11 protein-coding genes and 1 tRNA gene are annotated in these 13,591 nt (G+C 59.3%); 9 read left to right on the forward strand and 3 right to left on the reverse strand.

Going from position 1 to position 13,591, the window contains the following annotated elements; genetic code table 11:
• The first annotated feature begins 386 nt into the window (after positions 1-386).
• The 7 genes from B5E65_RS01000 to B5E65_RS01030 all read left to right on the forward strand — a co-directional run bounded on the left by B5E65_RS01000 (position 387) and on the right by B5E65_RS01030 (position 9,527).
• Positions 387-1,679 carry an ABC transporter substrate-binding protein gene (locus B5E65_RS01000; protein ID WP_087169913.1) on the forward strand — a complete coding sequence of 431 codons (1,293 nt, stop codon included), beginning with the start codon at positions 387-389 and terminating at the stop codon, positions 1,677-1,679.
• 82 nt (positions 1,680-1,761) lie between these two features.
• Positions 1,762-2,649: a carbohydrate ABC transporter permease gene (locus B5E65_RS01005; RefSeq protein ID WP_087169914.1), complete on the forward strand. Its 888-nt coding sequence runs from the start codon at positions 1,762-1,764 to the stop codon at positions 2,647-2,649.
• Positions 2,650-2,661: 12 nt separating this feature from the next.
• The gene (locus tag B5E65_RS01010; RefSeq protein ID WP_087169915.1) at positions 2,662-3,504 is read left to right on the forward strand and encodes a carbohydrate ABC transporter permease; all 843 of its coding nucleotides are present in this window, start codon (positions 2,662-2,664) and stop codon (positions 3,502-3,504) included.
• A 105-nt stretch (positions 3,505-3,609) separates the two neighbouring features.
• Entirely contained in the window at positions 3,610-5,799 is a 2,190-nt protein-coding gene (locus B5E65_RS01015; RefSeq protein WP_087169916.1) for an alpha-galactosidase, read from the forward strand.
• Between the two features lie 32 nt (positions 5,800-5,831).
• Positions 5,832-6,722 carry an AraC family transcriptional regulator gene (locus B5E65_RS01020; protein ID WP_087169917.1) on the forward strand — a complete coding sequence of 297 codons (891 nt, stop codon included), beginning with the start codon at positions 5,832-5,834 and terminating at the stop codon, positions 6,720-6,722.
• Positions 6,715-8,580, forward strand: a complete 1,866-nt coding sequence (locus B5E65_RS01025; RefSeq protein ID WP_087169918.1) for an amylosucrase — start codon at positions 6,715-6,717, stop codon at positions 8,578-8,580. Before B5E65_RS01020 ends, B5E65_RS01025 begins: the two co-directional genes overlap by 8 nt.
• Positions 8,577-9,527, forward strand: coding sequence for a carbohydrate kinase family protein (locus B5E65_RS01030; RefSeq protein WP_087169919.1), 951 nt, complete (start codon positions 8,577-8,579; stop codon positions 9,525-9,527). Before B5E65_RS01025 ends, B5E65_RS01030 begins: the two co-directional genes overlap by 4 nt.
• A 67-nt stretch (positions 9,528-9,594) precedes the next feature.
• On the opposite strand, the gene B5E65_RS01035 is transcribed toward B5E65_RS01030, so the two are convergent.
• On the reverse strand, positions 9,595-10,458 hold the full coding sequence (locus B5E65_RS01035; protein ID WP_087169920.1) for a YitT family protein: 864 nt from the start codon (positions 10,456-10,458) through the stop codon (positions 9,595-9,597).
• A 167-nt stretch (positions 10,459-10,625) separates the two neighbouring features.
• Here B5E65_RS01035 and B5E65_RS01040 point away from each other — a divergent pair.
• Positions 10,626-10,701 (forward strand) — tRNA-Asn (locus B5E65_RS01040).
• Between the two features lie 142 nt (positions 10,702-10,843).
• Here B5E65_RS01040 and B5E65_RS01045 read toward each other — a convergent pair.
• The gene (locus B5E65_RS01045) at positions 10,844-11,542 is read right to left on the reverse strand and encodes a sigma-70 family RNA polymerase sigma factor (protein ID WP_087169921.1); all 699 of its coding nucleotides are present in this window, start codon (positions 11,540-11,542) and stop codon (positions 10,844-10,846) included.
• Positions 11,543-11,647: 105 nt separating this feature from the next.
• Between B5E65_RS01045 and B5E65_RS01050 the strand changes: the two genes are divergently transcribed.
• The gene (locus tag B5E65_RS01050; RefSeq protein WP_087169922.1) at positions 11,648-12,238 is read left to right on the forward strand and encodes an HD domain-containing protein; all 591 of its coding nucleotides are present in this window, start codon (positions 11,648-11,650) and stop codon (positions 12,236-12,238) included.
• Positions 12,239-12,372: 134 nt separating this feature from the next.
• On the opposite strand, the gene B5E65_RS01055 is transcribed toward B5E65_RS01050, so the two are convergent.
• Positions 12,373-13,482, reverse strand: a complete 1,110-nt coding sequence (locus B5E65_RS01055; protein WP_087169923.1) for an endonuclease/exonuclease/phosphatase family protein — start codon at positions 13,480-13,482, stop codon at positions 12,373-12,375.
• Positions 13,483-13,591: the final 109 nt, after the last annotated feature.

Here is a 13,591-nt window from a genome sequence, read left to right on the forward strand (position 1 = left end):
TGCGTGTCGTGCTTTTTGCTACCCAAAAAAGAATTGTCTGATCGTGTTGTTCGCATGGGGAAAAAGTTGCATTATCCCATGGGAATGAAACGATATTCACAAAAAAGACATATTCTTTTTGTGAATATCGGCCAAACGCCTGCTCAAGCCAGAAAAATGTTGACGTTTTGCACAGAAAGAACCGACAAACAAGAAGAAAAACGGGCGCAATAGTCCAAATGCAACCTGACCTGTCCGAAATGCGACGGAAGCTGCAAAAATACATGTTTTATACTGCACACCGCCATTTACCCAGGACGCAAATCGCCATACCATATAATCAACGAAAACCGCAGACGGCCGCTGCGGAAAACGGTTCGCAAAGTTTGAAAGGAGAGCAAATCCACATGAGAAAGATTGCAAGCATTCTGGCGCTGGTATTGGTCGCAGCGCTGGCACTCAGCTTTACCGGTTGCGGCTCCAAGAGCAGCGACGGAACCATCACCATGCAGATCTGGGATACCGCCCAGCGCGACGGTATGCAGGCTCTGGCGGATGCCTATCACGAGATCAACCCCGATGTGACCGTGGAAATCCAGGTTACCAGCTGGGACGAGTACTGGACCAAGCTGGAAGCCGCCGCTACCTCCAACACCCTGCCGGATGTGTTCTGGATGCACACCAACTACATCCTGCAGTACGCTGACAACGGCATGCTGGCTGACCTGAGCGGCCTGTATGACGAAGAGGATCCCAACTTCTACACCACTCATTATTCTGAAGTGTCCCTGTCCAACGCGCAGGGCAGCGACGGCAAGATTTACGGCGTGCCCAAGGATAAGGATACCGTTGGTCTGGTGTACAACAAGGAAATGTTCGACGCCGCCGGCGTGGCCTACCCCGACAGCACCTGGACCTGGGATGACCTGGTAAGCGCCAGCGCCGCTATCTACGAGGCTACCGGCAAGTACGGCTACATGGCCTACGCCGACGATCAGCTGGGTTACTGGAACTTCGTGTACCAGAACGGCGGCTACATCCTGAACGAGGACAAGACCGCTGCCGGTTTTGACCAGCCCGCCACCATCGAGGCTATGAAGTTCTACATCGGCCTGCAGGACAACGAGTGGTGCCCCGATCAGGTCTACTTCGCAGAGACCGCTCCCGGCAACGCCTTCTTCTCCGGCCAGGGCGCTATGTTCCTGGAAGGTGACTGGAACATCATGAGCGAAATGAAGAACTACCCCGACATGCAGGGCAAATGGGACGTGGCTGTTCTGCCCGCCTGCCCGAACCCCGCCAGCGGCGACGGCCGCGCCACCATCTCCAACGGTCTGTGCTACGCCACCAGCGCCAGCAACCAGAACAATGAAACCGTTCTGGACTTCCTGCGCTTCCTGGGCAGCGAAGAAGGCCAGCGCATCCAGGGTGAGAGCGGCGCCGCCATCCCGGCCTACATCGGCCTGGAAGACACCTGGGTCTCCGCTTTCGATCAGTTCGACTACGACCTGAACGTGAAAGCCTTCATCGAGATGTTCGACTACAGCGTGCAGTCGGTCAACGACAAGTCCCGTCCCAACTGGAAGAGCAAGATCACCGATGAACTGCTCAAGATCTACGGCGGCACGGTGGACATCGATACCGGCCTGGCCAACATGAACACCATCATCAACGACGCTATTGCCGAGGCGGCGGGCTGATAAAGCCTTTTGCCCCGCGGCAGGGGAGCGCGGCTCTTAGGGGCCGCGCTCTGCGGCGGATGCCTGGAGAGGAGATCGTATCATGAAGCAAAAACTGACGCAGGCGGAGAAGCGGGAACAGCGTTGGGCTTACCTGATGATCGCGCCCACCATTCTGGGTCTGCTGGTGCTCAACTACTACCCGCTGCTGGATACCATCCGGCTGAGCTTCTCCAAAACGCAGACCTTTGGCAAATCCACCTTCAACGGCATTGAAAACTACATTACCATGTTCAGCACCCCCGAGTTCTGGAAAGCTACCTGGAACACCATCTGGTTCTGTGTACTGACTGTTCCCGTGGGTATGGCAGTGGCCCTGCTGGTGGCCCTGCTGCTGAACGCCAAGGTCCGGTTCAAATCCGGATTCCGCGCCATCTACTTCCTGCCGATGGTCGTGGCCCCTGCGGCGGTGGCCATGGTCTGGCGCTGGATGTTCAATGGCCAGTACGGTATTATCAACACCATTCTGGGCAAGCAGATCAACTGGCTGACCGATCCCTCCACGGCGCTGATCGCCTGCGCGATTGTGGCAATCTGGAGCGCGGTCGGCTACGATGCGGTGCTGCTGCTGAGCGGCCTGCAGAACATCAGCCGCACCTACTACGAAGCCGCCGACATCGACGGCGCCAGCAAGATCCGGCAGTTCTTCAGCATCACGCTGCCCATGATCTCGCCCACTCTGTTCGTTACCCTGATCATGCGAATGATGGCCTCCCTGAAGGTGTACGACCTGATCTACATGATGATCGACACCTCCAACCCGGTTCTGCCGGACGTGCAGAGCCTGATGTACCTGTTCTACCGCGAAGCGTTCGTGGCGGGCAACAAGGGCTACGCGGCGGCTATCTGTATGTGGACCATCCTGCTTATCGGCCTGGTGACCATCATCCAGTTCATCGGCCAGAAGAAGTGGGTCAACTACGATGTGTAAGGAGGGGCTCCGATGAAAAATGAACAATCGCTGCGGCGCTCCATGCTGATCGGCAAGATCCTCACCTATCTGTTCCTGATCGCCGGATCGATCGTGATGATCTTCCCCTTTGTGTGGATGATCCTTACCAGCCTGAAGACCCTGGCGGAAAGCATGCAGGTCCCGCCCACCATCTTCCCGGCCAAGGTAGTGTTGGAAAACTTCACCTACGCCATCACCAGTCTGCCCTTCGTCAATCTGTACATCAACACCATTCTGCTGATCTTCTTCCGCGTTCTGTGCGCGGTGGTGTTCAGCTCCATGGCGGGCTACGCCTTCGCCAAACTGAACTTCCGGTTCAAGAATCTGCTGTTCAGCCTGATTCTGATCCAGATGATGATGCCCAGCCAGATCTTCACCATTCCGCAGTACCAGATGCTGGCCAAGTTCAGCCTGACCAACAGCATCTTCGCGCTGGTGTTCCCGGGCCTGGTCAGCGCTTTCGGCACCTTCTTCCTGCGCCAGAGCTACATGGGCATTCCCGATGAGATCGGCGAAGCCGCCTATCTGGATGGCTGCAACCAGTGGCAGACCTTTACCCGGGTCATGGCGCCTCTGACCGGCACTTCGGTGGCGGCGCTTACCGTGTTCACCGCCGTGTTTGCCTACGCAGACCTGATGTGGCCTCTGGTCGTCAACACCGACATCACCATGATGACCCTGTCTTCCGGCCTGGCCACCCTGAAAGGCCAGTTCACCACCAACTACCCGGTACTGATGGCGGGCAGCCTGCTGGCTATGATTCCCATGCTCATCCTGTACCTGATCTTCCAGAAGCAGTTCGTGGAAGGCATCTCCATGACAGGCGGCAAGTAAAACGTTCGCTCGCCTCATGCTCTCTTTCAGGCGGGCAGCCTCGTGCCGTACAGGCCGGGGCTGCCTTGCCGTATAGTGAAACATATTTCAAACGAGGACAAACCTATGATCGGATACCAAGCCGAAAACCATCTGTTTACCCTGCATACCCGCTCCAGCAGCTATCAATTCATGGTTGACCCCAGCGGATATTTACTGCATACTTATTATGGCCCCCGCGTGGGCGGCGGCAGCTTTGCCTATCGCCTGCGCCAGGCGGACCGTGGCTTTTCGCCCAATCCCAACAGTGAGGGGCATACCCGTACCTTTTCGCTGGATACCCAGCCGCAGGAGTATCCCTCCAGCGGAGTGGGGGACTTCCGCATTCCGGTGCTGGAGGTGGAAAACGCCGACGGCAGCCGTGCGGCGGATCTGCGGTATCAGAGCCATGTAATCCGGCCGGGCAAATACGCCCTTCCGGGCCTGCCTGCCTTTTTTGCAAAGGAAGAGGATGCACAGACGCTGGAAATTACCCTGGAAGACCCGGTTACCGGTCTGCGGGCGGTGCTCTACTATGGCGTGATTGAATCCCGTGATATGATTACACGGGCTGTCCGCATTGAAAACGCGGGGGATAAACCGGTGGCCCTGACCCGGGTAATGAGCCTGTGTCTGGATCTGCACCAGGGCGATCTGGACCTGATCACCTTTGACGGCCGCCATACCGGGGAACGTCATCCTCACCGGCGCCGCCTGGCTCCCGGCATCCAGATGGTCAGTTCCACCCGGGGGGCGACCAGCCATCAGCACAACAACTTTATCATGTTTTGCGCCCCCGACGCAGGGGAGACCCACGGCTGGTGCCTGGGCGCTGCGCTGGTATACAGCGGCAACTTTGAGGCGGCGGTGGAGCGCACCCAGTTTGACACTGCCCGCATGACCCTGGGCATTTCACCCTGGCAGTTCCGCTTTACCCTGGCCCCCGGCGAAACCTTTACCGCACCGGAAGCCGTCATGATCTTCTCCCGGGAAGGCTTTTCCGGCATGACCCATCAGTTCCACCGGGCCATCCGGGACAATCTGTGCCGGGGCGAGTGGGCACACCGGCGCCGTCCGGTGCTGCTGAATACCTGGGAAGCGGCCTACTTTGATTTTGACTCGGAAAAGCTGCTGGAAATCGCCCGCTGTGCCGCCGAAACCGGCGTGGAACTGCTGGTGATGGACGACGGCTGGTTCGGCACCCGGAACGACGACCGGGGCGGCCTGGGCGACTGGTTCGTCAACGAACAGAAGCTGCCCGGCGGTCTGGCGCCGCTGGTACACGCCGTCAATGAACTGGGCCTGGACTTCGGCCTGTGGATCGAGCCGGAGATGGTCAGCGAGGACAGCCGGCTGTTTGCCGAGCATCCCAATTGGGCGCTGCGCATTCCCGGCCGTCCGGCTACCCGCGGCCGCAGCCAGCTGGTGCTGGATTTCTCCCGCACCGAGGTCTGGCAGTATGTGTATGCTCAGATCAAAAAAGTGCTTTCCAGCGCCAACATTACCTATGTGAAGTGGGACATGAACCGCAGCCTGACCGACGTGCTGTCGGCTGCGCTGCCTGCCGAGCGGCAGGGCGAGGTCTACCACCGGTTTGTGCTGGGTGTGTACGCCATGCTGGAGCAGTTCCGCAAGGACTTCCCGCATATCCTGCTGGAGGGCTGCTGCGGCGGCGGCGGCCGGTTTGACTGCGGCATGCTCTATTACACCCCGCAGATCTGGGCCAGCGACAACACCGACGCCATGGATCGCCTGCTGATCCAGTACGGCACCTCCTTCTGCTACCCGGTCAGCGTGGTGGGCTCCCATGTGTCGGCGGTTCCCAACGAGCAGACCGGCCGTGTAACCGGGCTGGATACCCGGGCGGCGGTGGCGATGGCGGGTACCTTTGGCTATGAGCTGGACCCCCGCAGCCTCAGCGTGGCGGAGCGTCAGCAGATGCGCCTGGAGATCGACCGGTTCCGGCATCTGTATGATCTGATCCAGTACGGCGACTATGACCGGCTTACCGACCCCTTTGCCCCCGGCCCCTTTACCGCCTGGCAGCAGACCGCGCCGGACGGTTCCGCGGCCCTGGTAACGGTGGTCACCGGTATGGCCCGCTCCAACGATGCCTTTGCTACCGTGTATCCCCGCAACCTTCTGCCGGATGCGCTCTATTCCGTGAACGGCGCGGATGCGGTGCGGGGCGATGTTCTGATGTACGGCGGTATCCCGCTCCCCCATGTGGGCGGCGACTACCGGGCCATGCAGTTTGAACTGACCCGACAGGGTTAAGAGCCGGCCGGCGGCCGGGCAAGGAGATCTCCATGGACGACAACTATTCCTTTTCCATCTTCCCCAACGAGAACTTTGTGGATCTGCTGATCTTTCAGTACGGCTGGGAGGAGTGCAAACCGCTGCACTCTTTTGGCCCGGCCATCCGCAACCATTACCTGTTTCACCTGATCCTGTCCGGGCACGGCGTTCTGCGCAGTGCCGGGCCGGACGGGACGGATCGGGAATATGAGCTCTCGGCGGGAAACGGTTTCCTGATCTGCCCCGGCCAGGTCAACACCTACTGGGCGGACGAAAAAGACCCCTGGACCTATGCCTGGGTGGAGTTTGACGGCCTCCAGGCGCTGAAACGCCTGGAACAGGCCGGGCTGGATATGGCCCATCCGGTATACCGGTTCCGCTCGCCGCTGGCACATCGGCCGGTACGGCAGGAAATGGAATCCATCGTCCGCAGCAAGGACGCCTCGCCGCTGTTCCTGCTGGGTCATCTGTATCTGCTGCTGGACGCGCTTACCCAGGCGTCCAGCTCCCGCCGGGAGTTGCGCAACCAGTCCCAGAAGAGCTTCTACGTGCAGGAGGCGCTGAACTTCATCGCGCAGAACTATCACCGGGATATTGACGTGCAGCAGGTGGCAGCAGCCTGTAACCTGAACCGCACCTACTTCGGGCGGGTGTTCCGGCAGATGATGGGCAGCACGCCCCAGGAATATCTGATCCGGTACCGCCTGTCCAAAAGCATGGAACTGATGCGCAGCACCGATTATCCCATCAGCCAGATCGCGCCGATGGTCGGCTATGCCAACCCGCTGCATTTTTCCAAAGTATTCAAGAAAGAGATGGGCGTGTCGCCCCGCACCTGGCGTGCCAACGACGAACAGGTGCGGCGGCAACCGGCACGTCAGGGGGAGGATACCCATGAGTGAATCCACTGCGGCAGCCCGTTCCCGCCAGTTTGACCGGCGGCTGGCCGCCTGCTACGACGAGTTCAAGTGGCTTTACTGCGAACTGTACGGCCAGACGGAGCATTTTCAGCAGCTGCTGGATGCCGCCCGGCAATTTTTCATCCATCGCAAAAGCGCCCTGGTCAAGCTGGACGCCACCCGGGAAAAGGATCCCGACTGGTACCGCCGGTCGGACATGATCGGCGTGATGCTCTATACCGATCTGTTTGCGGGCAACCTGGACGGCGTGCGGGAAAAGCTGGACTATCTGGCGGAACTGCAGGTGCGCTATCTGCATCTGATGCCGCTGCTCAAGATGCCGGAAGAGTTCAACGACGGGGGATACGCCGTGAGCGACTTCCGTCAGGTGGACCCGCGGCTGGGCAGCAATGAAGCCCTGGAAAAGCTGGCGGATGCCTGCCGCTCCCGGGGGATGAGCCTGTGCCTGGACTTTATCGTCAACCATACCTCCGATGAGCACGACTGGGCCGTCCGTGCCCGTAAAGGCGACCCGGAGTACCAGGCCCGCTACCAGTGCTATGACAACTATGACATTCCCCGCCAGTTTGAGCAGACCATGCCCCAGGTGTTCCCCAACACCGCGCCGGGCAACTTCATCTGGTGCGAGGAGATGGGCAAGTATGTGCTGTCCACCTTCAATCCCTACCAGTGGGATATGAACTACCGCAACCCGGTGGTCTTTAACGAGATGGCCTGTAACCTGCTGTTCCTGGCCAATCTGGGGGTGGACGTGTTCCGCATCGACGCCGTGCCCTATATCTGGAAAGAGCTGGGCACCAGCTGCCGTAACCTGCCCCAGGTGCATACCATTATGCGGATGCTGCGCATCCTGGCCAAGCTGGTCTGCCCGGCGGTGATCTTCAAGGGCGAGGTAGTCATGAAGCCCAGCGAGGTGGCCCCCTACTTCGGCCCGGTGGATAAGCCGGAATGTGACGTGCTCTACAACGTGAGCAGCATGGTCTGCATCTGGAATACCGTAGCCACCCGGGACGCTACCCTGCTGCGCTGGCAGCTGGATACACTGGCGGCCCTGCCCCGGGAATACACCTTTGTCAACTATGTGCGCTGCCACGATGACATCGGCTGGGGCCTGGAGGAGGAATCGGTGCGCTATCTGGGGATGGACCCGCTGGAGCACAAAAAGTTCCTCTACCATTTCTTTGAGGGCAATTATCCCGGCTCCTTTGCCCGGGGCGAGCTGTACAACTACGATCCTGCCACCCAGGACGCCCGCAGCTGCGGCACTGCCGCCAGCCTGTGCGGCGTGCAGGCGGCGCTGGAGCAGCGGGATAACGGGGCACTGGATATGGCCCTGCGCCGGGATCTGCTGATCCACGGCCTGATCCTGAGCCAGTCCGGCATTCCGGTAATTTACAGCGGGGACGAGATTGCGGCCCGCAACGATTACAGCTACAAAAACGATCCCGCCAAAGCGGGGGACAGCCGTTTCCTGCATCGGGGCGTTTTCAGCTGGGAAGCTGCCCAGAACCGGCATAATCCGGATACGGTGGAAGGGCGGATGTTTACCGGCCTGCAGAAGCTGATTTCCCTGCGCCGGGGCGAGCCGCTTTTTGACGCGGATGCCGCCGTGCATACCGCCGACTGCGGCAATCCGCATGTGCTGGTTCTGGTGCGGGAGAAAGACGGCCGCTGCCTGATGGCTGTGTTCAATTTCTCGGAAAGCTGGCAGGAACTCACCACGCCGCTGGTAGGCGGCCGCTGGGTGGATTTGATCAGCGGTGATGTGATGGAGGGCAGCATCGGCTGGATGCAGCCCTGTCAGATGCGCTGGCTTGTACCGCAGGAGGAAACGAAATGAAAAAACTGGTGGCGATTGGGGAACTCCTCATCGATTTTGTGCCGCAGCAGTCCGGCTGCGCGCTGGCGGATGTAACCGGCTTTGACCGGGTGGCCGGCGGCGCACCCGCCAATGTGGCAATGGCCGTGGCTTGCCTGGGCGGCTATGCGTCCATGATCTCCCAGGTGGGTACCGAGGCGTTCGGCGACTATCTGGTGGCCAACCTGCAGGCCCACGGGGTGGAGACGGCCGGTGTCTTCCGCACCGATAAAGCCAATACCGCCCTGGCCTTTGTGGCACTGGACAAAAACGGCGACCGGCAGTTCAGCTTCTACCGCAAACCCAGCGCCGATCTGTTTCTGAACGAGGACCAGATCGACCCGGTTTTGCTGCGGGATGCAGGTGTGCTGCATTTCTGCTCGGTGGATCTGGTGGATGCACCGGTGCGCCAGGCGCACCGTCGGGCTATCCAGATCGCCCGGGAAAATGGGGCTATCGTCAGCTTTGATCCCAATGTGCGCCTGCCGCTCTGGCCGGACGCGGCCTCCTGCCAGGCTGCCATCCGCCAGTTCCTGCCGCTGGCCGATATCGTGAAGCTGTCGGAGGAAGAGGTGGAGTTCGTCACCGGCATCTCCGACCGGGAGGCCGCCGCCAAAGCCCTGCTGACGGCCAGCTGCCGCATGGTGGTCATCACCAGGGGCGCGGACGGTGCGGAGGCCTGGACGCCTGCCGGACACGCAGCCTGCCCGGTCTGCCCGGGCCCGGTCGTGGACACCACCGGCGCGGGGGACTGCTTCATCGGCGCGCTGCTCTATCAGCTGCTGGAAAACGGCTGCACGCCCGCCGATCTGCCCGGTCTGGACAGCGCGGCGCTGTCCCGGCTGCTGACCTTCGCTTCCCGGTGCTCCGCTTTTACAGTGGCCCAGAAAGGGGCCGTCATGCCCAGCCTCGCCCAGATCGGCGAGTAATTCTGCAAAGCAAAGGCCTCCATGCCCGCAGGCATGGAGGCCTTTTGTCTGTCCAATAAAAGGGAATTCAGCGTTCGATAAAGCCCTCGCCCAGCACTTCGTGAGAGGACAGGATGATGATGAACGCCTGCGGATCCACCTTGCGCACGACCCGTTCCACCTCAATCATCTGTTTGTTGCTGCAGGCGCACATAACCACCGATTTGTCGTCGTTGGTATAGCCGCCCCGCCCTTTCAGCAGGGTGACGCCCCGGTCGCAGGCGTCCTGAATGGCCTGGCTGACCGTGGAGCCGCTTTCCGGTGCGGTTACAATCAGCGCCAGTTTGCCGGCATTCATGCCGTACATGAGCTTATCCACCGCGATGGAGTAGATATAGCTGATGATGCAGCCGTAGATGATGCCGTCCACATCCTGGAAGATGATGCCGCCCAGCAGCACAATGGCCATGTCCAGCGCCATCACGATCACGCCCAGCGACAGGTGCGGCCGCACCGCTTTGACCGCCATGGTGATAAAATCCGCGCCGCCGGTGGAAGATCCGCGCACATAGATCAGCGCGTAGCCAAATCCGCCCAGCACGCCGGTGCAGATCGCGGCCAGAATCCGGTCGCCCCGGTATACAGGCAGCAGGGGGGCCAGGTAGTCCACCATCAGGCTGCTGATCACCATACACCGCATGGAACGCAGAAAAAACGCGCGTCCCAGCAGCTTGTAGCACAGCAGAGCCACCGGGATGTTCATCACAATGGTGGTGATACCGATGGGCAGATCAAACAACCGGTATAAGATCAGCGCCAGACCAGAGAATCCCGTCATGGGAAACTCCGCCTGTGCGGCAAAATTGTACAGGGCGATACTCACCATGAAGCTGCCGATCAGTTCCAGCAGCAGGGTGATGCCTTCCTCTTTCCAGTCAAATCTCTTTTGCATGCTCTGTCCTCTTCCAATAAGGAAATCAGCCCCAGTGGGGATGTGATGCACAAAATTCCACAATCAGTATTATAATATGCCCGCCCTTTGCCCGTCAACCGGCGATGAAAATTGCAAAAAACCTCTTGCAAAATCAAAAAAACGCGCTATAATAATAAATGTTCCGTTCCTCAATAGCTCAGTCGGTAGAGCATGCGGCTGTTAACCGCAGGGTCGTTGGTTCGAGTCCAACTTGGGGAGCCATACAAAAAGCCCCGGAATTGGCTGTTCAGCCAGATTCCGGGGCTTTTTTTGCTAACAGATAACAACGCCAAAAAACGCTTTCCCCGGCAGGTGCACCCTGCATCTTTTTGCCGCCCTCACAGAGCGGCCCGGCTGCTGTCCATTATTGTGCCTTGCCGGAATACGGCTCTTTCTCCCACCGCCTGCGCAGGGTTTCCACCGCCTTTTTTTCAATGCGGGATACGTAGCTGCGGCTGATCCCCAAAATCTGCGCCACCTCGGACTGGGTCAGAGGGGGCTGTCCGGCAAGACCATAGCGCAGGATTAACACCTGCCGTTCCCGGCCCTGCAGCCCATTCACCAGCTCATGCAAGCGCAGCTGTTCTTCCTGCTGTTCGTAGTCCTCGTCCAAAAGAAAATTGTCGGTCACCACATCCATAACGGTCAGACCGCCCTCCTGATTGTCCAGTGGATCCTGCAGGGAAAGGGCGGTGGGAGTCCGGCGCACCTTGCGGAACTGCATCCGCAGTTCATTCTCAATGCACCGGCTGGCGTAGGTGCTGAACCGCGCCTGTTTTTCCGAGTCGAAGCTGTTTACGGCCTTGATCAGTCCAATGGTGCCAATGCTGATCAGGTCGTCCTGGTCGCCAAAGGATGCGTAGTACTTCTTGGCAATATGCGCCACCAGCCGCAGATTGTGGCGGATGATCCTGTCCCGGGCCTGTGGGTCGCCCGCCCGCAAAGCGCGGAATGCCTCTGCCTCCTGCCGGGGCGAAAGCGGCCGGGGAAAGCTTCCCGCCTCCAGGTGCAGCGCCCAGAAAAGCAAGTGGGAAGCGATGTTCTGCAAAAAGACAAACAGCATGATGAAAGACCCTCCTTCTGGTGTATGCTATGGCATTCGACGGGCCGATATGCTATACTGTACAGCAAATCGATACCATCGCTTGTGAAAGGAGAGCAATTCTGTATGGATCCTGTTCAGCTTCTTGCGTTTCTCCGCCGGATCGAAACCCTGAAAACCAATCCCCGCCATGCCTATACGGCAGGGGGTGTGCGGGAAACGGTGGCCGCGCACAGCTGGCGCACTGCGCTGCTAGCCATGCTGCTGGCGTCGGAATTTCCGGAACTGGATATGAATAAGGTGATCCGGATGTGTCTGATCCACGATCTGGGCGAGGCGGTTACCGGGGATATTCCGGCATTTGAAAAGACGGACGAGCACCGCAGTCAGGAACGCCTGGCGCTGGCGCAGCTGGTGGATACCGCTCCGGCTGCCGATGCAGCACAGATGCATGCCTTGTTTGCCGAGATGGATGCACTCGGGACTCCGGAAGCGCGGCTATATAAGGCGCTGGACCGGATTGAGGCGGTGATCCAGCACAACGAGTCGGACATTGCAACCTGGATTCCGCTGGAATACCAGCTGCAGCAGACCTACGGCTGGGAGAACCTGGAAGAGTTCCCGGCCATGCTGGCGCTTCGCAGGCAGGTCCTGGCGGATACACAGGAGAAGATCCGGGCGGCAGGCGGTGAGCCGGAGACACAGCAGGACCAGTAAAACACAGAAAAGCCAGGAACGATCCCTCCGGCGGGAAATGTTCCTGACTTTTATTGTATGCGCCAAAACCCGGCAGCCGGGCAGGAGAGGAGAGACCCGCCGGCTTGCCGTCTTATGCGCGGATACAGGCTGGGTTATGCGGCCAGTTCAAAGGTCAGCTGCACAGGGTTATGGTCACTGAACGCAAAATCCGTGTCCAGGTTTTCCGCTTTGGCAATCACATTGTCCGACACGGCAAATCCATCCACCACCGTTGTGTAGTTGACCCCTTTTTCGTAGGGAATGTCCGCCCCGCGGCAGGTAGGCACAGAAAAACCGTTGTCTGCCTGCACAAAAGAGAAGTGCTCCGGAAGATCGCTGTCACCCAGCGACTGTACCCAGCCGGGGAACTGCTGCTGAGAGGGGAACGCCAGTTCGGTGCCATACAGGGCGTGGTTGAAGTCACCGCCCGCGATCACATAGTTCCCGGCGGCGTATTCTTCTTCCAAGACCTGGCACAGCAATTCCAGCTGCTGCGCCCGGATGATACCGCCGCTGTCGTAAGCGGACATATGGCTGTGGATCAGCACCAGCTGCCGGTCGGTGCCCTCCACGGGCAGCCGCATGACCGAAAAACACCGGTCCAGATCGGTAAATTTGATGAAGAAGTTATCGTCAATAGGGTAGCTGCGGCGCACCGCATCGGATACAGAGTACCGGGTCAGGGTCAGCAGACCGGCGGTTACCGCGCCGTGATGGTCGTTCAGCGGGTACGCCAGATAGCCGCTGTGAAAATTTTCTGCCCAGGTGTAGCCATAGCCGGGAAAAGCTTCGGCGACCATTTCCCGCTGGTCTACCTGATAGCTGCGGTGGGAATCCCGGTCAACTTCCTGGAAAAGAAAAAAATCCGCATCCAGCGGCTGCAGAGTTTCCAGCGCCAGGGTAGTGTTGGCCAATACGTCCTTTTGGCTTCGGGCCTTGCCGTATATCCCCTGGGTGGGGGTTCCGTCCTCCATAACGCCGGTGTCCATAAAAAAGGAGTACTCCGGCCCGTACGCGCCGAATCCCAGATTGCAGCTTATGGCGGTATAGGGGGTGTCCGTCTGCAGCGTCGCCTCCTGGGGGGTAACGACCTCCAGCGGGATTCCGTCCTCAATGCGGTAGTATTGCAGCTGCAGATACCCGATGTACCCACCAACTGCCAGTACCAGAACTGCCACAAGTGCCCCGCAGACCAGTGCGGCGCGTTTCAGAAATTTTTTCATTGTTGCCTCCGTTCCATACATAAAAAAGCGCAGCACAAACCAGACGGTTCTGTGCTGCGCTCTGTCTCTCGCACACTGTTTTATTATCATACAGGAAAGCGGCGCAAAA

Origin of the sequence: Gemmiger sp. An120, from assembly GCF_002160955.1 — a bacterium.
Taxonomy (GTDB): Bacteria; Bacillota; Clostridia; order Oscillospirales; family Ruminococcaceae; genus Gemmiger_A; species Gemmiger_A avium.

What these genes read in the sequence shown, in the direction of transcription:
- B5E65_RS01000 (WP_087169913.1), top strand. Translation starts at nt 387, where the DNA reads ATGAGAAAGATTGCAAGCATTCTGGCGCTGGTATTGGTCGCAGCGCTG.
- B5E65_RS01005 (WP_087169914.1), top strand. Translation starts at nt 1,762, where the DNA reads ATGAAGCAAAAACTGACGCAGGCGGAGAAGCGGGAACAGCGTTGGGCT.
- B5E65_RS01010 (WP_087169915.1), top strand. Translation starts at nt 2,662, where the DNA reads ATGAAAAATGAACAATCGCTGCGGCGCTCCATGCTGATCGGCAAGATC.
- B5E65_RS01015 (WP_087169916.1), top strand. Translation starts at nt 3,610, where the DNA reads ATGATCGGATACCAAGCCGAAAACCATCTGTTTACCCTGCATACCCGC.
- B5E65_RS01020 (WP_087169917.1), top strand. Translation starts at nt 5,832, where the DNA reads ATGGACGACAACTATTCCTTTTCCATCTTCCCCAACGAGAACTTTGTG.
- B5E65_RS01025 (WP_087169918.1), top strand. Translation starts at nt 6,715, where the DNA reads ATGAGTGAATCCACTGCGGCAGCCCGTTCCCGCCAGTTTGACCGGCGG.
- B5E65_RS01030 (WP_087169919.1), top strand. Translation starts at nt 8,577, where the DNA reads ATGAAAAAACTGGTGGCGATTGGGGAACTCCTCATCGATTTTGTGCCG.
- B5E65_RS01035 (WP_087169920.1), bottom strand. Translation starts at nt 10,458, where the DNA reads ATGCAAAAGAGATTTGACTGGAAAGAGGAAGGCATCACCCTGCTGCTG.
- B5E65_RS01045 (WP_087169921.1), bottom strand. Translation starts at nt 11,542, where the DNA reads ATGCTGTTTGTCTTTTTGCAGAACATCGCTTCCCACTTGCTTTTCTGG.
- B5E65_RS01050 (WP_087169922.1), top strand. Translation starts at nt 11,648, where the DNA reads ATGGATCCTGTTCAGCTTCTTGCGTTTCTCCGCCGGATCGAAACCCTG.
- B5E65_RS01055 (WP_087169923.1), bottom strand. Translation starts at nt 13,482, where the DNA reads ATGAAAAAATTTCTGAAACGCGCCGCACTGGTCTGCGGGGCACTTGTG.